17 protein-coding genes and 1 pseudogene are annotated in these 20,133 nt (G+C 35.1%); 9 read left to right on the top strand and 9 right to left on the bottom strand.

Annotation, left to right across the window (positions count from 1 at the left end; translation table 11 throughout):
• Window positions 1-91 precede the first annotated feature (91 nt).
• Together F6K18_RS08915 and F6K18_RS08910 are read right to left on the bottom strand one after the other, a co-directional pair.
• Window positions 92-1,825, bottom strand: coding sequence for a response regulator (locus F6K18_RS08915; protein WP_287520194.1), 1,734 nt, complete (start codon window positions 1,823-1,825; stop codon window positions 92-94).
• A 280-nt stretch (window positions 1,826-2,105) separates the two neighbouring features.
• Entirely contained in the window at window positions 2,106-3,593 is a 1,488-nt protein-coding gene (locus F6K18_RS08910) for a TldD/PmbA family protein (protein ID WP_287520192.1), read from the bottom strand.
• Between the two features lie 128 nt (window positions 3,594-3,721).
• Here F6K18_RS08910 and F6K18_RS08905 point away from each other — a divergent pair, with 128 nt between their 5' ends.
• Window positions 3,722-5,146, top strand: a complete 1,425-nt coding sequence (locus F6K18_RS08905; RefSeq protein ID WP_287520191.1) for an AMIN domain-containing protein — start codon at window positions 3,722-3,724, stop codon at window positions 5,144-5,146.
• Window positions 5,147-5,455: 309 nt separating this feature from the next.
• Here the strand turns inward: F6K18_RS08905 and F6K18_RS08900 are convergent, their stop codons facing one another.
• Window positions 5,456-5,965, bottom strand: coding sequence for a DUF3172 domain-containing protein (locus tag F6K18_RS08900; RefSeq protein ID WP_124144427.1), 510 nt, complete (start codon window positions 5,963-5,965; stop codon window positions 5,456-5,458).
• Window positions 5,966-6,501: 536 nt separating this feature from the next.
• On the opposite strand from F6K18_RS08900, the gene clpS reads away from it, so the two are divergent.
• From clpS to F6K18_RS08885, 3 genes are all read left to right on the top strand, one after another.
• Entirely contained in the window at window positions 6,502-6,789 is a 288-nt protein-coding gene (gene clpS / locus F6K18_RS08895) for an ATP-dependent Clp protease adapter ClpS (protein ID WP_124144428.1), read from the top strand.
• A 70-nt stretch (window positions 6,790-6,859) separates the two neighbouring features.
• Window positions 6,860-7,888 (top strand): lysostaphin resistance A-like protein, encoded by a 1,029-nt coding sequence (locus F6K18_RS08890; protein ID WP_287520189.1) that lies wholly within the window; start codon window positions 6,860-6,862, stop codon window positions 7,886-7,888.
• A gap of 145 nt (window positions 7,889-8,033) precedes the next feature.
• Window positions 8,034-8,159 (top strand): SNF2 helicase-associated domain-containing protein, encoded by a 126-nt coding sequence (locus F6K18_RS08885; protein WP_287520188.1) that lies wholly within the window; start codon window positions 8,034-8,036, stop codon window positions 8,157-8,159.
• Window positions 8,160-8,218: 59 nt separating this feature from the next.
• On the opposite strand, the gene F6K18_RS08880 is transcribed toward F6K18_RS08885, so the two are convergent.
• Both F6K18_RS08880 and F6K18_RS08875 read right to left on the bottom strand, forming a co-directional pair.
• Complete coding sequence (locus F6K18_RS08880; protein WP_287520187.1) at window positions 8,219-9,592, bottom strand: cytochrome P450; 1,374 nt, start codon at window positions 9,590-9,592, stop codon at window positions 8,219-8,221.
• A gap of 1,322 nt (window positions 9,593-10,914) precedes the next feature.
• Entirely contained in the window at window positions 10,915-11,859 is a 945-nt protein-coding gene (locus F6K18_RS08875) for a putative 2-dehydropantoate 2-reductase (protein ID WP_287520185.1), read from the bottom strand.
• Window positions 11,860-11,987: 128 nt separating this feature from the next.
• Here F6K18_RS08875 and F6K18_RS08870 point away from each other — a divergent pair, with 128 nt between their 5' ends.
• Entirely contained in the window at window positions 11,988-12,143 is a 156-nt protein-coding gene (locus tag F6K18_RS08870; protein WP_287520183.1) for a hypothetical protein, read from the top strand.
• A 19-nt stretch (window positions 12,144-12,162) separates the two neighbouring features.
• Window positions 12,163-12,363 carry a KGK domain-containing protein gene (locus F6K18_RS36495; RefSeq protein ID WP_353735037.1) on the top strand — a complete coding sequence of 67 codons (201 nt, stop codon included), beginning with the start codon at window positions 12,163-12,165 and terminating at the stop codon, window positions 12,361-12,363.
• A 778-nt stretch (window positions 12,364-13,141) separates the two neighbouring features.
• Here the strand turns inward: F6K18_RS36495 and F6K18_RS08865 are convergent.
• The 3 genes from F6K18_RS08865 to F6K18_RS08855 all read right to left on the bottom strand — a co-directional run bounded on the left by F6K18_RS08865 (window position 13,142) and on the right by F6K18_RS08855 (window position 16,658).
• A complete protein-coding gene (locus F6K18_RS08865; protein WP_287520181.1) occupies window positions 13,142-13,582 on the bottom strand; it encodes an acyl-CoA thioesterase in 441 nt (146 codons plus the stop codon).
• Window positions 13,583-14,709: 1,127 nt separating this feature from the next.
• Window positions 14,710-15,156, bottom strand: a complete 447-nt coding sequence (locus F6K18_RS08860) for a tellurite resistance TerB family protein (RefSeq protein ID WP_287520179.1) — start codon at window positions 15,154-15,156, stop codon at window positions 14,710-14,712.
• A 194-nt stretch (window positions 15,157-15,350) separates the two neighbouring features.
• Window positions 15,351-16,658 carry an ATP-binding protein gene (locus F6K18_RS08855; protein WP_287520176.1) on the bottom strand — a complete coding sequence of 436 codons (1,308 nt, stop codon included), beginning with the start codon at window positions 16,656-16,658 and terminating at the stop codon, window positions 15,351-15,353.
• 738 nt (window positions 16,659-17,396) lie between these two features.
• Between F6K18_RS08855 and F6K18_RS08850 the strand changes: the two genes are divergently transcribed.
• The 3 genes from F6K18_RS08850 to F6K18_RS08840 all read left to right on the top strand — a co-directional run bounded on the left by F6K18_RS08850 (window position 17,397) and on the right by F6K18_RS08840 (window position 18,531).
• Window positions 17,397-17,633 carry a hypothetical protein gene (locus F6K18_RS08850; RefSeq protein ID WP_287520175.1) on the top strand — a complete coding sequence of 79 codons (237 nt, stop codon included), beginning with the start codon at window positions 17,397-17,399 and terminating at the stop codon, window positions 17,631-17,633.
• On the top strand, window positions 17,614-17,769 hold the full coding sequence (locus tag F6K18_RS08845) for a hypothetical protein (RefSeq protein WP_287520173.1): 156 nt from the start codon (window positions 17,614-17,616) through the stop codon (window positions 17,767-17,769). Before F6K18_RS08850 ends, F6K18_RS08845 begins: the two co-directional genes overlap by 20 nt.
• 429 nt (window positions 17,770-18,198) lie before the next feature.
• Entirely contained in the window at window positions 18,199-18,531 is a 333-nt protein-coding gene (locus tag F6K18_RS08840; protein ID WP_287520172.1) for a TMEM14 family protein, read from the top strand.
• Between the two features lie 760 nt (window positions 18,532-19,291).
• On the opposite strand, the pseudogene F6K18_RS36490 reads toward F6K18_RS08840, so the two are convergent.
• Window positions 19,292-19,444 (bottom strand): annotated as a pseudogene (locus F6K18_RS36490) (hypothetical protein); the annotation flags it as partial.
• Window positions 19,445-20,133: the final 689 nt, after the last annotated feature.

Below are 20,133 nucleotides of genomic sequence, written 5' to 3'. Positions count from 1 at the left end.
GAAATAACTAACCAGTTACAAAATCCTAAAAGCTTTACCAATTAATACTTTTGACTTTTGACTTTTGACTTTTGACTTCCGCGTAGCGGCACTAGATTAATGGGTAATTTAGGTGAGTAATTAAATAGGTACAAAACATCCGATCCTTAACTACATAATTACCATAAACATCTCTACTAATCAGCTTTCGTTGCAAAAGACTTTTCAATACTTCTTCAACTGAATACTTCAGAGGAATCATTAGGTTTTTCACCTCAAAACTAGCAGTTAGCTTTTCAAGTGTTACAGAATTATCATTTTCAGCAAGCACTCTCAGAACTTTTGCCTCATCAACACTGAGGTCAGAACACCACTTTTCAAAAATAGCATTTCCCACATCCCTGACAGTTGCTTGTAAAGCTTTTTCCCAAATGTCAATTTCCACATATCTTGACAGATGATTACTGAAAAGGTGATAGCAGAGTAATTGCATCTCAAATGGATGTCCCCCAGAATATTTTAATATATTCTGCATAACTTCTTGACTGAATGAAACTCCTGTTCCAGCAAGAGATTCTCGGATGGTTTCTTGAACTTCTTTTTCAGTTAAGGAAGTCAATTCGACTCTAGACAAAAAGTATCTAGAGACGGGATGGTGTTTTTGAACAGATGTTATCTCTACCCAATTTGTGGAAGTTGATGCCAAACCAACTAGAATTTTAGTTTCCATGAGTGAATCTGTTAGTGCTGATTTTAATGTCATCAAAATCTCTGGAACTGCTGCCAAATTTTCTAGGTCGTCAAGCAGGATGACAAATACATCGGTTTTATCTTTAATGTCTTCCCATAGTTTAGTGAGAGTGTCTCTTAAAAAAGCTTTAGGTGATATGATCTTCTGGTTATTATTATTGTTACGCTCAATCTTTAGTCCAGTTCCTAGTATATTAATTTCCAGAGCGCTTAAGAATTCAAGCACTTTCTGAAACCGCTCAACAGGGTAAGGTAGATCGTGTAAAATACCTTCTACTATAATACGAGCAACATCCAGTAAATTTGAATCTGCTTGAATAGGTTCGATGGGAACAATACATGAAATATACCCACGACTTTGACAGATTTTTTTATATTCCCTCAACAATGTTGATTTACCTATTCCCCAATCACCAAGAATTAGGAAGTGTTCCCGGTATTTACTATAAATTGCTCTATTGAGCTTATCTTCAAAGAATTGGAGTTCCTGTGTTCTGCCGCCAAAAACAGTAGGTTCCAAACCTGTCATTGGTGTAAAAGGGTTTCCCACTCGCCTGATTTTCTCGTTACGAGTATCTATAGCTCTTTGAACTGCTGACACTAAATCTTCAACTGCTGTGGCAGAAGATAAAATAACCTCATCTTTCAAATTGCCTAATCTTTCACCTTTATTAATCAGGTGTGAAAAGTCTATTCCTAATAGTGAATTAAGTTTTTTAAGACGGTTGATTTTAAAATTTGAATGCTCTTTAATTTTGCACAAATCTTCTATACTTGCTTTCAATTTATTAAGATTAAATGGTTTGGTTAAATAATCATCTGCTCCCGCACAAAACCCTCTTATCTTATCGAGTTTATCTGAGGGTGCAGCTACCATAATTATGATTAAATTAGGAACCTTTTTTTTTAGACTAACTGATAAGTCATAACTATTACTATCCGGTAAATTTCTATCTAAAATAATTAGATCGGGATTAAATATCTCTTGCAATGTTAGGCAAGTCTCACCATCTTCTGCAACTTCAAGAATATATCCCAATTCTTTTAAATAACTAGCAATTTCACTTCGGATGGCAGGCTCATTTTCTACTAGCAATATTTTTTTTTATCTGTTTACTATTATCAGATTGCATAATAACAATAGTTTTATTGACGTGATTCTTTTTTATGTATTAGTCCAACAATTTATGAGTACAGGACTTACGCAAATTGACTTTGAAACCACCATCTGTAGGGGGGTTAGCGAAGCTTTGCGTTAGCAAATGGTATTCGCCCTCCCTACAAGGGTTTTGATTTTGATTATGTGGTTAACTTATCTGATACAAATCAATACTTTTGACTTTTAACTTTTGACTTTTAACTTCCGCGTAGCGGTACTACGAAGCACTACCAATCACAATATCGCGCACCCGCACAGGTACACAACTATGAGTCATTTGAGCTAACTGCATCGGTTCCCCTTTCCCACAAATATTCGTACCGCACTGCTCCCTTTCAGCAGCACTTCCCACCGCATCAACACTATTCCAAAAATCTGTAGTCATCGAATGATAAGTAACATCTTTCAACATTCCCACAACCTTCCCTTTTTTCACCTGCCAAAACGCATCTCCACCAAATTGAAAATTCCGTCGTTGTTGGTCAATAGAAAAACTACCAACACCATCAATTAAAATCCCATCTTCAGTATCAGCAATCATTTCGTCTAAAGTAGCAGTATGACTACCACCATCAGCACCCGCTTCTAACCCCAAATTCGGAATGCGTACCATCGGTACACTCGACCAACTGTCAGCAAAAGCACAACCATTACTACTACCACGTCCAAGTCGATAAGCTGTTTCTCGGTCTGTGAGATAATCAACCAATATCCCATCCTTAACAACATACCATTCTTGTGACTTCACACCTTCATCATCATATCCCATTGTGCTACGACCACCTGGTTGAGTACGATCGCATTTAAAATTCACCCAGGGAGCAGCATATTGAAGTTTACCCATTTTATCAGTAGTGGCAAAACTGGTACCAGCAAAATTAGATTCATAACCATAAACCCTATCTAATTCAGTGGGGTGTCCAACAGATTCGTGGATGGTTAAAAATAGATTCGTTGGCTTTAAAATTAGAGTGGAGCGAATATCCGCAGGTCCTTTGGGAGCATGAACTTTTTCAATTGCTTCCTCCGCAACTCGCTCTACTTGACTCAATAGATTGGTGGGGTTAATATGCTCATAACCAATATTCAAAGGAGGTCGTTCGTAACTGCGACTTTGAGCATCACTATTAGCAATAGCTGTACAAGTAAATCCAGGATAACTGCGGTAAATTGTTTGCTCAATGAGGGAATCATTGGTAGAAGCAAATATTTTCTCTTCTTTAGTAAAGCGAAGAAAAGAAGCAGCTTTTTTCACTCCTCGCTTTTCATAACTCAATAATTTTTCATTCAAATTTAAAAGTAATTCTGCCTTTTCCGCAATGGGTACTGTAAAAGGGTCAATTTCAATCGGAGTAACATAACTATCGCGGTGGGTTTCCACAGGTACTAACTTTACTGGTGTCTGTTGACAGAGACGACTACCCTTAGCAATATCTACTGCTAGAGCAACAATTCTAGCTACCTCTTCTAGACTTTGGCGATGACTGGCAGCAAAACCCCATGCACCATTGAGCAAAACTCTCACTCCAAAACCAGAGTTGACCCTATCTTCTAATCTGTTGAGAGAGCGATCGCGAGCTGTTAAATTCTGAGAGCGATAAATACATAAGCGAATATCCCCATATTCACACCCGGCCTGACGAATTAGGTCTATTGCGAGGGTAGCTAATTCTGTAGTTTGAATCTTTGCTGGTGCTTGTACCATTCTATGTTAATCTGAATTTTATCTAATTTATTTTATATAATGCACCATTTTTGTCCAAAATTTTAGTTTGTAGGTTGTAGGTTAATCAAAAATGGTTGTAGATTTGAGAGAATCGTGAGGAGTTAGCTATGCCCAATCAATATTCATCTCCAAAAAATCTGTTAAAATTAAAGCTTTTATTAAAATTTATTGGATTAGTAGGAACACTGGTAATTAATTTTAGTTTTACTCGGCCAGTTTTTGCAGCCTTCTTAACAAATTGGTTTTTTGACTCAGACAATAATCAACTCCAGTTTACTCTCCCATCAGGTACAACTCCTAGTTTTTCTGTGGAAAATCAACCAGCTCGTCTAATTGTATACATTCCTAATACTGAGGTTAGTGTAGATGTGACTGAGTTATATCCCGCAGGTTTGGTGCGCCGAGTTAGTCTTTCTCAAGAACTACCAGAACAAGCAAAAGTTATTATAGATTTTGCTCCTGAAGTGATTATATCTACTAAACAAGTACAATTAGAACAGGTCGAGTCACAGGAAAATAGTTGGCAGTTACGTTTGCTTGTGGCTGAGGGGGAATTTTCAGAGCTACCAGAAGCAATAATTTCAGAGCGACAGGCGACTGGGCCAGAAACTACAGAAGTAGAAAATTCTCAAACTACTGAAGAAGAAGAACAAGAAAATAATCAAGCTTCTACTCAACTAAAGAAGGATAGTGTAGGTTTGTTAGACACCGCTCCGGAAGAGGAATCTCCTTTACCCAACCCAGGGCCTTCTGCGGAGCCTTCTATACCATTTTTGGTCATTCCCACTGATAGGCCAGGTAGACTTAGGTCTCCAGTAGTAGATGCTCTGGGTAATGAAAAGCCTGAAACGGAAACTTCTCAGGTTGTAGAAACACCGACACTTCAGACTAGAGAGGAACAAGAGACGGTTATTTCACTTCCTCCAGAGTCCAGAGAAAAATCAAAATACAATACTACAGAATCAGTAGGTGTAATTACTTTTGGAGAACCTTTGCCGGGGTCATCGGGACAAAAACAATCTGAAGATGATTCTTCCATATTAATTGAGGAAGGAGAAGTTGTAGGTTTAATTTATCCATCTCAAGATGTTACATTACCACGAGATATTGAGATACAGGAAGTTTTGCTGCTCAAAGAGGCGATCGTTGACGAATCTGGTAGAGTTATAGTACCAGCTAGAACGCCTGTAGTTGGTGGTTTTGATACTACGACTCATGGAAGTAAATTTATCGCCAGAGCTATATATGTAGATGAGCGCTTAATTCCTTTTTCTGCTGAATCAGAATTACTCCGAGGCCATCGTAATATAAATGAAAAAGTTTTGGCTGCCAGTAGCGCTGGTGGGGGGTTAGGATTATTACTACTGACAGGTTCAGGTTTTGGTTTTCTGGCAGGAGCAGCTCTTGGTGCTGGTAGTGTTGTTTTTACTTCTCCTCGTTCTGTTATCCTAGAAGGCAATAATATTATAGAAGTTCGTGTAGTTGAGGATTTACCTCGTTCTAGGTTCTACGAAGATATTGGCAGTTTTTAGAGGTAGACAAAGGGAGCAATATTATGTCCGGTTGAATACTGAATAAATAAACGACGGAGGAGTCAGGAGTCAGGAGTCAGGAGGGAAGAAAGAAGAGGAGGAAAAGGAGAAAGTTTTTTTGATCACTAATTATCCGGAGATGATATAATACAAGTTAATATGCATTAATGCTTAACTTAAGTAGCACTTCAATTATTCAGTAATTAATTAAGTAATTAATATAGACAGAATCACATTTTTGATAATTAGCACCCCAGTTCTTGTTAATTATTCTGATGTTTACTCTCCCTACTCCCTGCTAAACTTCAACTAGAAGTTATTTTCAGGTGCATTCCCCCCAGGTCCTAACTGACCGGGCAAGAAAAGGTTTTGAGCACTATCGTTTTGATAGATACAATTAATCTCTGGATCGTCATTAATATTTCCTGTATAACCAAAGGTATTCATCCGATTTTTACAATCACGTACTTGCTCATTGTTGACTAAGTTTCTTTTCTCTAGAATTGACCAGTTATTTCTGCGGATGACACACCCTGGTTTTATGTTTGGTTGAGATACATATACATTAAAAGGATTTAGAGTCAAGAAAACTCTCATATTCATTACCATAGCACTAGCTCCAAACTGTACACAAAGTTCTGGGTTTGGTACGCTGCGATCGATAAATTCACGAGAGGCCACATTTTGGGGAGTAAAGTTAGCGGTAGAGCTAAAGGCAATGCCAATGCCAATACCTAAAACAAATACTCCTCCTAAAATTGCTATAGTGGCATAGTTGAATCTAGATGGTTGGGTGGTAGTTTGAGGTCTACGTTTCATATAAATAAAAGTTAAGTTATGGAGCTTAGGCTATAAACTAATAGTGGACGAGCTAAATTTAGATTTTTACTTTCCTAGTTTGACAAGCAAGTATGTATAATTTTACCAGGTAGATTATTTGTCCTTAAGTAAGCATAAATAACCATCAGTAAATTACCTAATTTGGAAATTTTTTGATTAATACTATCATAATTCTCAAATTAGAACGATTAAGTCAAAATTTAAAGGTCAAAAGTCAGATAACCCCCTAATTTTGATTTTTTTGATTTACCTTGTTGAGCAATGTTAAGTTTTATGTTATGATATTTCCAATATATGCTCATAATTTTTGAGTGTAGGCCAAAATATATATCAAATAATATTTAGCTATATGTTTGTTTTCGGGTAAGTTCTAATGAGTTAGCATTCCTGAAAGGTAAAATATTTGGCAAATATTATTGAACAGAGTTAAGTATTTCTACTTTATGTCTAGCCTAAGCATTGGTCTAGACTAATGTGTCTATGTCGTATTAGAATTTTTTAATCAGGATAGAGTAGTGTCTGTCGAGACTATAGAAAAGCGTTCCACTTCCACAGTCCGTAAACCTGCACCACGTTATCGTGTTTTACTCCATAACGATGATTTTAATAGTATGGAGTATGTAGTGCAAGCATTGATGAAGACAGTGCCGAGTCTAACTCAACCCCAAGCTGTCGATATTATGATGGAAGCTCACAGTAATGGTATTGCATTGGTGATTACCTGCGCTTTAGAACACGCTGAGTTTTATTGCGAAAATTTAAAAAATCAGGGACTAACTAGCACTATAGAACCTGATGAGTGATTTAATTGTAATATAGAAGCCGAGTTTCTACCTTGAGAAGCTCGGTTTCTCATTTGTATAGGTGTTGGTAGTGCCTAATTTATCATTTGGCAAAATTGCAAAGTTTTCGGTTCCTATCAGAATAGGAATTTTTATTTTAACATTATTTCTGGGTTGGATACCACTAGCAGCACCAATATATTTTTTTGGGCGAGATGCAAATTTGGCGAGTATATTGGCGATCGCTATCCTATATACAGAGTTTATTATTTTGGTCCAGTTTTGGGGACAGAAAGTTTATCAACAACCACACCTACTACGTCACTACGGTTTAGAAATAAGTAGGGTCAACTTTCAGAATTTTTTTCAAGGTTTAGGAATAGGTTTAGTTAGTCTGTTTGGTTTTTTTATTTTAGAAACGTTTCTGGGATGGGTAATATGGCAGTCACCTTCAGCAAAGTTACCTCAATTTATTCTGGAAGGTTTATTGGTATCTGTGGGTATTGGTTTTGCTGAGGAGTTACTATTTCGAGGGTGGTTATTGGATGAGTTGGAGCGAGACTACAAACCAAAAGTAGCTTTGTGGGTAAGTAGTATTGTGTATGCTTTACTACACTTTATTAAACCAGTTGAGGAAATTTTGCGGACTTGGTTTCAGTTTCCTGGTTTGGTGTTGTTAGGTTTAATCTTTGTTTGGGCAAAACGTGGATCAGTTGAAGAAGGAAGAAGGAAGAAGGAAGAAGGAAGAAGGCATCCCCCCTTGCCCCCCTTTGAAAGGAAGAAGGAAGAAGGCATCCCCCCTTGCCCCCCTTTGAAAGGAAGAAGGAAGAAGTGGATGGTGACTCAAAACCCAACTAATTATCAACACCGTGTAGATAGCGGGGTATTAAACCTAAAAGAAAAAGATAAATTGATTTCTTCTCAACAAGAATTATTGGGTTTGTCTATTGGTATTCATGCTGGTTTTGTGTGGGGTTATTACATTATTAATGTAGGTGGTTTAGTTAAATATTCTAGTGTAGTCGAAGAATGGATAGTTGGGATAAATGGTAATCCTTTAGCTGGTGTAATGGGATGGTTTCTTTTAGGAGCGATCGCTTTGTTTATTCAGCGAAAGTGAATTGGTATAACCTAGATGTAGTTATATCATGTCTGGATAATAGACATCTCCAGAAAAGAGGGAGTAGGCAGTAGACAGTAGGCAGTAGGGAGAAAGAATTGATATATCTAGCGTGAGAATTGATTTGATTTTTGATTTTTCCCAGATGTCTAATAGCGTTCTGATTCAATATCAAGATGAATTAGCTATTGGAGAGCAACCTATTACTGCTAAGGAATGGAGGCAGTTAGTTAATGCTAAAAGTACTTTGGTGAAGTTTCGGGGGCAGTAATCTTTACAGAACAAATTTTTTGGGGAATTTTTAATTTCTAAAGCGACAAGTCTAATATGTTATACAGTTGCAACAGAGGGAGGTTTTGTTTGTGACAGTATGCGTTTACCTTTCATTAGCATTTTTACTCCACCCTTGGGTCCTAAAGTTAATCCTCGACGTTGGGGTTTCACTGGTTGATTTTCTGCTAATTCCATCTCGAAATTCGATAATAGAGTTGCCAATACCAAACGCATCTCGAAATTTGCTAGTGCCATTCCTAAACAGCGACGACTGCCACCTCCAAAGGGCAAATATTGATATGGGGAAAACTGCCTCTCTAGAAATCGCTCTGGCTTAAACTTTTTCGGTTCTGGGTACAAATCTTCTCGTTGGTGAGTCAAATAAATAGAACCAACAATCATTGTACCTGTTTCCAAGCTATAACCCTGCAACTCAATAGATTGTTTTGTCCGACGAGGAAATGTCAAAATTGCTACTGGATATATTCGTAAGGTTTCCTGACAAACTGCTGTGAGATAGGGTAAACGGAAAATTGTCATGGGATCAGCATCTATTTCCAGAGTTGTCAACTCTTCCATCAACTTTTGATATACCTCTGGTTGTTTGTGAACCCAATAAACTGCCCAAGCAAGAGCAGTTGCAGTAGTTTCGTGACCTGCAATTAACATAGTTATCAGCTCATCCCGAATTTCTTGGTCTGTCATACCTTGACCTTCTTCATCTCGTGCTAATAGCATTAAGGTAAGGATATCAGTACGATTCGGATCTAATTGAGAGCGACGAGTGGCTATTTCTGTATATAGGAGTTCATCAAGTTTTTGTTGTTGACACTTATACTTACCCCATGGACTCCAAGGACCTAAATCCTTTTGCAACGCCGGAAAAAATAATAAACTAGCTCGGAGTGGAGAAGCTGTGAGTTCAAGAAAATCTGCCAACATTGACCTGATTTCTGATAACCGGGGACTATCATATAAACCAAACACAGCTTGAAGTATCACCTGCATCGTAATTTCTTGCATCAGTTTACGGGCAATAAATGTTTCACTCACTTTTAAGTTGCTAGCTGCTTCTTTGGTGATGTTACAGATTAACTGACCATAGTTCCGCATTCTGTCGCCATGAAAGGGAGGCATTAATAATTTGCGTTCTCGGCGGTGGCGATCGCCTTCTAAGGACAACATTGAGTATTCCCCAAAGAAAGGTTGTAAAATTTTACTACCAGGAGCTTCATATTCATTATTATCCTTTGTTAATATCTCTTGTAAAGCTTGTGGACTGCTGACCATTACAACTTTACCTGCAGCAGTGATCATGGTAAAAATATCTCCATACTTTTTGGCATAGGATTCAAGAGTATTGAGTGGAGCGAGAAGCAATTGCAGTTTCTGAAAGAGGGGTGGTGTTTTTGAGCCTTTGATTAATTTCATATTAGATTTGTTAATTTTTGGACTGTTTAATGTTAGAAGTTAACAAGAGTATTTTATCGGTTTTTTTGTCTCAAATTCAATACCCTAGTGTTAGACAAATTTTGATGTTAGCGACTGCCGTTTGCGTAGCATTCTGTAGGAAAACAATTAATTATTAATTATTACCTCTCTTTGGCCAAGTTCTTTACATTGAAAAAGTTTTATCGACCAAGAGAAGAAAAAATTTTCATTATTAGTCAATCCTCTTCTTTTCAAGTAGAGGTAATTATTAATTATAGCAATTCCCAAGAAGCGTGAGGTACGCGCATTCGTTGGTTCTAGGAAATAGGGAATAAGGAATAGAAGACAAATCAAGATAGGTGTACCTCATTAGGTTGAGAAACGCTATATTAATTATTAATTGTTGAAAGATACCCTCTAGTAATTATTGCTCTGCTGATTAAATCTAAAACCATTGACATATAAAGAAAAGTGCCTTTTTGGGGTCGAAAAAAGTGCAAATTTTTCAGCTCTTCATGCTCAAAAAGGAGCGTATTTTAGGCTCATAGTTGGGCAGAAAAATCACTCTGACAATTCTTATCGATAAATTGTGGTTTAAAGCCTCACCTTTTAAGGGAAAAAAAGAAAAAAATTTTCCTTTTAGTCAATCCTATCCGCTTTCAAGGAGAGGTAATAATTAATAATTAATAATTATATCATGTCCGGTAGCATCGGTATTGTATAGCAAGGGTAGGGAACACCGGAGCTGGGAACAGGGAACAGTCAGGAATACTTAAGAGCAAGAAAAAAACTTAAATTTCCTGTAGATATTCACCTTTGGGTTTACACAAACGCGCCCCAGCGGACATGATATTAATTGTTGAATCCTATCTCCTCGCTCATTCCCATGTCTCCTGTCTCCTGTCTCCTGTCTCCTGTCTCCTGTCTCCTGTCTCCTTTCTCCTTTCTTCCCCTCCTGGGAGGGGGAGGGGCGAGGGGTGGGTTGTCTCCTACCCCTACTAAAAAACTTTTGAGCGCAAACCCTAATTATTGCTCTGCTGATTAAATCTCAAAGCATTGATATATAAAGAAAAGTGCCTTTTTTAGCTGGAAATACCTGGTTTTGATCCCTTCACGCTCATGCATGGAGCGCATTTTGGGGTGACTATGGCAGAAAAATCACTCTTGCTATAATGAACAACCACCTTATCTATAACTCCCTCGTTCCTCCTGACTCTTAACTACTCCCTACTCCCTACTCCCTACCTCAACAAAAAGACTTTCCATAAGCAAACCCTAATTAAATTAGTATTAGAAGGTAGAGAGTTGAAGCGTCATAAAATTCAAATATCTTGTCTATTTCTGGCATCTAAAAATTTTAATTGTTGATACAACATCCCAATTTTATCTAGCTGAATACCTGCTGCACCTGCCATTCGTAAAGGGTTGCCAATAATACTTTCTATTTCTAAAGGTTGTCGTCGCTTATAATCAATTTTCATGCTAGTTAAATAAGGGTTTAACTTGTCAGTATGGTCTAACATATTTTGAATATAACTATTTGGAATTTCGCACTTACAACTTTTTGCACCCTCCAATACTTCTTGCATTATTTCTGTGATTAAGTTTCTAGTATTAGTATCTCCCATCATTTCATCAGTTCGAGCATCTAGAATTACTGACAAGCTGTTATAAGGAATATTCCAAACTAATTTTTTCCATCTTTCTTGGAATAAATCTTCACTCAAATTAACTTGTATTCCAGCACTTTCAAAATCTTGGGAAATTTCACGCATTTTATTAGTAATACCAGCAGGTTGATAATTTGTGGTATATTTTCCGATTCTAATCAAACCATAATCTACATGGCGAATATGACCATAACCTATTTTATTAGAAGCAATATTAGATACTCCTCCAATTACTCTTTCTTCACCAACAATTTTGGCGATTTCAGGTTCTGTACCCAATCCATTTTGTAAGAGTAATACAAGGTTATTTTCTTGGCATAAAGGTGGGAGTAATTCTGGCAATAAATGGTTTTGCGTTGTTTTTAATGCGACGATAATTACATCACATTTTGGTATTTTATTAGTATTGTTATAGGCGTTAATTTGAGGGAGGTTAAAGTCGCCATCTTTGGATTCTATGATTAAGCCATTTTTGAGAACGTGCGGATAATCACTACGCAGTAAAAAATGAACTTCTAATCCTGATTTTTGTAGTTTTGCACCGTAAAAACCTCCTAGTGCGCCACTGCCAATAATAGCGTAAGTATTTTTTGACATTTTATTGTTCTTAAATTAGACTCTGTTTCTATTTTATTGAATCAGGTAGAAGAAAGCTATATAAATCAATTTTTAACTGGTAAAAATATTGTGTTATTATCAAGTCGATGAAAGTCTCCTTCAATATTATGGATAATACTTTTCAAGTTCTAGAATGCGATACTGATATTTTGATGAAACGATGGAGGAGTCAGGAGTCAACCCACCCCTCGCCCCTCCCCCTCCCAGGAGGGGAAGTCAGGAGTCAGGAGGAAAAAAGAAGGAAGTTTTTTATCAGTAATTAAGCGGACATGATATAAGTCAATTGCCTCTTGGTTTTTTCAAGAAAAGCTAGAAATTATTGAAAATGAAGTAAGAATTATCTTCGGAGATATAAAGTTAATTTTCCCAATAGAAGGTATTGAGTGTAAGATATTAAAACTTGGATCTAAAACTTGGAAACCTGGTAAGCTGAGAATTCAAGTAATACTCAAAAATGCTAGTATTCAAACTATGGAATTTTAATTTTGTTATGACGAATCACCACAACAAGAATCACCATTAGACGATATTCGACAAAGAGAAGATTATCAACAACTTTTAAATAATCAATAAACTTATTACTGGCAAACTGGAAAACTAAAAAAATATTCAGTGTGACACTACTAATGATACTGTAAGTATTATTTTAAATTTATTTATACAGCAGATTTCACCTAAGTTAAGTACACCAGTAGCGGAAAAAATACCCGCACCACAAAAGTTTTATTTAAACCCTATTATTAAGGGCGAAGTCTTAATTTTTTTTTACTTCATATACTTGCATTTTGCTGTATTAAACTCAACTCTATCATTATTTTATCTGTTCAAATTTTTCAACTTTAATTTTGCTACATGAATAGTCTTTCCATTATCCAGTTTAAAATTTTTCCTAAAGCAAATTCTCCTGCCAATGCTAAGAAAATATAATACAGTAGATTCCACTTTAATGAGATACACCCGTCGCGGGCAAGATACCCGCACTAGAAACATTTAATTGTTAATCTCTGTACTTCTTATGGGAGTAATCTGCTGTAATTTATATTTATAATTCCAGCTTAAGTTTCTAGAATGTTCTAAACAAAAAAAGATAGAAAAAAATAGCAGGCAAAAACAGTACTAAAACTAAAGTTATAGTGTTTATAAAAGTTATAGCAGTCGAAGGAAAGGTTAGGAGAAATAAAAAACTTAAAACTCAGACAAAGGAATATTTTTCCTTCTTCCCTCTTCCTTCTGCTATATACCAATTCCTCAAAATAATGCTCTACTTATATTCATTGTTAATTTTTGAATAACTAGGAAAACTCAATAACCATTTCCTCATTTCATCAGATAATTTTTGCCTACTTCTACTTTGAGGATGAATACAAACGTGCTTTGTAATAGCTCTCGCCATCCACTTATCTCCTGTCTCTTTTAAAAATACTTGATAGGAAATTTCAAACTCATCATCTCCCCAACTTTTAGGTATTAATTCAATAGTTAACTCATCTCCACAAAACATCGGGCGACGAAAATCAACATTAGCATGAATAATCGGAATAGCCATTTCTTGATTACTAAAAAAGACTTTCAGATTAATACCAAATTCTACCAAAGATGCTTCATAAGCTTCATGGCACATTGCTAAAACATTAGCAAAATAAACTACTCCAGCAGCATCGGTATCTTGAAAATGAACTATTCTTGTATAGTAAAAAGACATTTATAGATATAGGTTTAATAGTAATACCATTTCTCTCTGAAGTTGCACTTAATAAAAGATGAGAATTATCAGAAGAATAAGGTCAGAGCAAAAAATATTAAGTGCATCGTTACAAAGAAATAATATTAGATTGAATAAAGTTTTAGGTAATAGGTATTAGGTTCAATTGAAAATTCAACTCTAACCACTTATAGAAACCGTAAAGGCAGTCATATTTTCTACCATACTTTCTACACTGAGAACCTGACACCTACTACTAAAGTCCCGGTAGGGAGGATAAATCATATATTTAGGAATTAGGCATTTTTGAGTTCTAGAAACTAGATATCTGTAACGTTATAGTTTTTCTCGCTATATATATAGTTGATTTACCTAAATTCCGAATATCTGTAACGTTATAGTTTTTCTCGCTATAGTCATTCTGGTTTAGATTGAGACGAGGTTTTCTTACTGTGAAAGGGTTTTAGCTAAAAAAGTGTCCCATTCTTATTCAGAATGACTATATATCTATATATAGTTTACTTACCTAAATTCCCAGTCCCCTGCCACCTACAACTAAAGTCCCGGTAGACAGGATAAATCATAAGGAATAGGAATTAGATATTTTTGAGTTCTAGAGACTACATATTATCTGTAACGTTATAGTTTTTCTCGCTATATCTATATATATAGTTTACTTACCTAAATTCCGAGTCGCCTACCACCTAGAACTAAAGTCCCGGTAGACAGGATAAATCATAAGGAATAGGAATTAGGCATTTTTGAGTTCTAGAGACGACATATCTGTAACGTTATAGTTTTTGCTCACTATATATAGTCTGTTTACCTAAATACCGATCGCCTGACACCTACCACTCAAGGAAGGGTAGGGAAAATAAATCATATATTTAAGAATTAGGGATTTTTGAGTTCTAAACACTACATATTTGTAACGTTATAGTTTTTGCTCACTATATATAGTAGTCGAAGCAAAGGGTGCGGACATATCAAAAGCTTAAAACTCAGACAACGCAAAATTTTTCAGTCCTTCGTTCCTTCCTTCTTCCTTTTCTGAACAATGAACAATCACTACAATAAAATTGAGTATTGTTCATTGAACATTCATCAGGACTAATTTTGTAATTAAATTAACCCTTATTTTTAATCATTATTACATCAATAATCTTAGTAGCTACTGCTTCGGAAATTTCCAAAGCATTATATAACTCATTCAAAAGTTGTTCCTCCTCTTCAGCAAGGTCTCCATCTACTAAAACCAAGTCTGTACTAACAGCAAAAACTGTTTCCCTTAACTCCTTTGGAAGTTTAGCAACTGCAGCATCAAACAAAGGCTTAATTTCTTGATTTTTAATCATATTGAGAAGACGGTCTTGCATTTCTGTCTTACGTTCCTTTGAATAATCACTAAACAGTTGCATACGAGAGAAAATATTATTAATACCTTGAGATTCACTCTTAGTAATAACACCATCAGCAGCAACAGCAATTAAAGCGATCGCTGCAAAAGCTTCTGCCGGTTCTAATTGAATATCAGTAGCTTGTATTGTTGTTGTTCCTTGATCGAAAAGACCCATTTTAGTACCTCATTAGTGATTTTTTGACCATTTCTATTTTGAGAAAATATTAGGTGTTATCAAATAAGTTTTAGACTTAATCTAAAACTTAAAATTTACCGAATAATTAAGTTTTAAAGCCTCTTCTCTTCAAGGAGAAGTAATTATTAATTATTCATTATTAATTATTCATTATTGAACACCTACTACCTTCTTCAATACTTCTCAAAAACTGCTAAATTAGCTTTGAGAAAATCAATAAATTGTCGTGCCGTTCGCCCGGAGCGACCATTATGTCTAGTAGCCCATTGTAAGGCTTGATAATCTAAATCTTCAGGATTTAGATTAATTTTTGCCTGTTTTGCCAGATGTCTAACAATTGTTAGATAAGTATCCTGGTTAGCAGGTTCAAAAGTTAAAGTTAAGCCAAAGCGATCGCTAAAAGAAAGCTTTTCTTGAACTGTATCCCAATTATGAACCTCATCACTATCTTTTGGGCGAGGGCGATCGTTAAAAAATTCTCTAATTAAATGCCTTCTATTTGATGTAGCATAGACTACCACATTTGCTGGTCTAGCAGTTAAATTACCTTCTAAAACAACTTTGAGAGCTTTAAAAGTATCATCATCTTCTTCAAAGGAAAGGTCATCGACAAAGATAATAAATTTTTGTGGAATATCGCGTAATTTTTCTACAATTAATGGTAAATCTTTTAGGTTTGATTTAGCCACTTCGACTAAACGAAGATTGCGTTGACTATACTCATTTAATAAGGCTTTTATTAAAGAGGATTTGCCAGAACCGCGACTACCATAAAGTAATACATTCAGGGCTGAATATCCTGCCAGGATAAATTCTGTATTTTTGATTAAGGTATCTTTTTGAAATTCATATCCGATTAATTCCTTTAATTCAACTGGGTCGGGATAAGTAATAGTAAGTAGTTGACCGTTACGCCATTCAAAAGCAATTGATTCAGCAAATAAACCTGTGCCATTCTGATAATAATGAGTGGCTAAGGTCTCAATGACATCTGCCCAATTTTCTAATTTTTTTAACTCGTCGTAGATAGCTTCTTTTTGTTGTGATTGTATTTCCCAAACAATGGGATCTTTTTCTAATTTAGCTATTGTTTGTATCCACTGACTAATTTTTTTGCCACTACATTGAGAAAGATTTTGTAAAATTTGCAAATCGTGTTTTGCTGCTGCGATTAAGGTGGGAGAAAGGTCAGTCAGTTTTCTTTGTTGAACTTGTTTACTAAAGGGATTATCATCCTTAATAATCTGAGAAATTATATATTCTTGCCAGGAAATATTTCTACTAGCAATAGTTCTAAAGCAGTTACTATAAGCTTGAATACATTCAATTTCATTGACATTCTTTTTAGATAGAGATTGTAATAGTTCAATAAAAGTTTCACCTACTGGATTTTTGAGTACAGACTGATATAACAACAAGGATGCTGCTTGCTTTTGTAAGTTGTGAATTTGGGCTATGGTTTGGTAATCTAGAGAAGACATAATTAATAATTTGATTGCTTCTGTAATAACTGATAATTATTCAGTCATATTTGTTTTTATTAAGAGTAATTATTGGTGACTCTGAAAATAAGTCTACTCTCTATAGTTATAGAAAACTATTTTTTTAGATTAACTTAATATATTACAGATATTACTTCTGATAAAGGAAGTAGATACTGATGTTTTGATCAACTTGTACAAGTAAGTCTTATAGCATGGCTATTTCATTCTAAACTGTGCCATTTTATGTATTGACGAAACAACGTTATTTACAGCTTTAGGAAATTTATCTTTCCCTGTCTAAAAATCAATAAATTCATTGTCAAAATCTAGAATGAAATGACCCTGCTCTTATAGATAGGAATACTTGAACTTAAGGTTTATTACTACTAACAATCAAAGCAGTCAAAATCAATGAAAAATTTAATTCACCCTCTCAAAAAAAAATCACTTAAAACGAGTTATAGCAATCCTAAATAGGTCGTGACAAATCAAAAAGTAAATAAAAAAACTGAAACTCTTACCAGTTAAGTGTTCCCAGTTAAGTGTTCCCTAAAAAGCAGTAAGATTTTTGACACGAATAAAATAGGATTGCTATATAACTTTCCTCGCTGTAGGATTTTTATTATTAGTTAATACTGCTTGCTCTAATCCAGAACCTCCTCAGATTTCTAGTAGCGATACCACAGGAGTTAAGAAATAACTTTATGCACCTATTCAGAACAAAAAAGTGAAGGTATGTATCCATATAGCGATACAGATTCTTCTCCTAGAGGTAGCGATCGGGTAAAAAGAGAAGCTCAAGATTTAATTGAACAGTCTAAAGCTAATATTCGTAGTACTGACGAACCTGGGGATGTTTTGGAAAATATTAAGCAGGGAGCATCTGTCGTTCCTGAAGATTTAGATGAATCTGTAAAACAAAATGCCAAAGATTTTGTGACAGGAACTAAGCGTGGTATTTGTAATCTATAAAGAAAACACACAAGGTGCAGCTAAAACTGTGAAAATGGCTGCTGAAAATGCTTCTGATACTGTTATGCAAAAGGCTCAATCAGCGAATAAAGCTACTCAAAAAACTATTCAGAACGGAGCAGATGCAATTCAATAATAGGTATTAATTTTTCAATTTAAGTTTTAATTATTTGATTTATTTTGTCGGAAAATTAATATCTGAAATAAACCCTGAAAATCTTTGATAATACTCTTCAGGGTTTGATATATAGCACAAGGAAGAAGGAAGAAGAAAGAAGGAAGAAGGAAAAATCTTACATTGTCTGAGTTTTAAGCTTTTGATCTGTCCTAACCTTTCCTTCGACTGCTATATTTGAGTTTGAAAAGAGTAGGTTTTAATGGAAACAGATGATAATTCAACAATTAACAATTACTTATATTTTATAGATTTTTCAAATCAAGTTTTAATAAAAATTCAATGTAAAGCGATATGAAGTTTTGATAAAAATCATAACTATTAGTAGAACAAACAACAATAATAGCTGTATAAGTTGATTTTAGTTCTTGAAAATTAATACTAATAATTATGAATATTGCCATAATAGCAGCGATCGCCTATGGTATTTTAGCCATTGTTGGGGGCATTATTGGATATCGCAAAGCAGGCAGCAAAATTTCTTTAATATCTGGTAGTGTAAGTGGTTTACTACTAATTGTTAGTGGTATTATCCAATTAATGGGTATGAATTGGGGTTTAATATTTTCCACAGTTATTGCAACTATTTTAGTAATTACATTCATTATCCGTTTAGTGAAAACTCGTAAAATGATGCCTGCTGGATTAATGATTTTAACTGGTATTGCTGCTGTAGCACTTATGGTTTATCAAATTAGTCTGAACAATTCAACCACAATTTAATCAGGAAAATCGGAGCTGGGAATAGAATAAAGACTTAACTGGATAAATATATAAATATATAGTTTTCTAGTAGAAAAAATTTCCTCCTGTCTCCTAATATCAAATCCGGTAGCATCGATATAAAATCTTTTTAAGGTAGGAGTCAGGAGGACCGAGTCAGGAAGACCGAGTCAGGAGAAAATACAGTTATAAAGATTTGGTAATGGTGAAGATGGACAATATTTTTATACCTAATTAAACGGATTTGATATAACTCCTGCCCTCTACAAATTAAGAATCAAAATTTATCTCTAATGTTATTGTATTAATCCACCCATTAGCCGTACTAAAAATATTAATCAGAATCTTACCATCAGTAATCAAAACACTCTGAATACTAAGCTACTCTAAATAACCTGACCTCTATTTCTGGGCCAGACTGAGCGATCGTCCGAACTATATCATCTCTCAAAGTCTCAACTGTTTCCTGAAACTAAGTCGCAATAATTTCAGCTATTTGTGAACTCCTCAATCTCCAAATTATTTACTGTCTGCTCATAAACCATCTCAGCCTCTATGATTGAGATGGACTTAATACTCCTTGAAATAACAAATTTAATCCACGTCGAACATATTGTGACCAAGATTAAATTGTAGGCGGAAAAATTAGAGAATAGAGCATCATTCCACTCATAGAGTCAAATACCAGACCAGAATCTAAATCAGCCTGAATTTCATTCCTCATCTTGGTTCGCTCAATTACAACAGCAAATGCTTCTGGTCAAGGTTGCAGATATTTTGTCCAATAAATTTGGGCAAATTGAGAATTACTAGAAGCACTACTGATAATCATGGCTATAGTTTGTCCTCCTAAAGAACTTTGAGTAATCTGTGCAGCATTTTCAATCAGCTCATCAAAGTCACTCCAAATATTTCCAGTATCAGGGTTCGTTACATCTTGTCTAACACTTGATCAAATTATTACCATTATCTTTTTGGACAAGTGATTTTAAGTTTGATGATTATATAAACGTTAATTATACCCATACCCGTAAAGACCCCAAAATTAGACTAGCAATAAACATTATGTATGATGACTTAATTAAACAGCATGGAGTTTTATGGTTGTATAGTTCAATTTTATTTGTATTGCCATAGTTACTACCATAAGTGTTAATAATTTGGTTTAAGACTCATGGCACAAGAAAATATTACCTTTTCCTAGATTATGAATCTCTACTTAACCGTTCTCTTCTAGAAATACGTCGGCGTTGCTGAGTGGTAATGATTTTGAGATTAACTTTGGGCGCAAAACATCAGTTTTTCAATTTTACCTTCAGCTCATAGACATCTCCAAGAATCAAAAATCAATATCTATATCCCAAAGAAATTATCAATTCTTTACCCCTACAGCAAAGCTGCCTACTGCCTACTCCCTATGGGTGGAGTAGATGTCTAATTATCATTACATTTAAGCAACGCCAATACGTCAGGAGTTTGACCTATTACAATTTATTGGGTAATGAGACTTATACATTTTTTCAGCTATAAAAAAATTCTAAAAGTAAGAAATAAAAATTATTTAATTAATTTTAACTATTTCCTGTTTCTTCAATAAGTTCA

This window comes from Okeania sp. SIO2C2 (assembly GCF_010692625.1).
In the GTDB taxonomy this organism is placed as follows: Bacteria; Cyanobacteriota; Cyanobacteriia; order Cyanobacteriales; family Microcoleaceae; genus Okeania; species Okeania hirsuta.
This window is presented reverse-complemented; position numbering and strand designations above follow the sequence as displayed.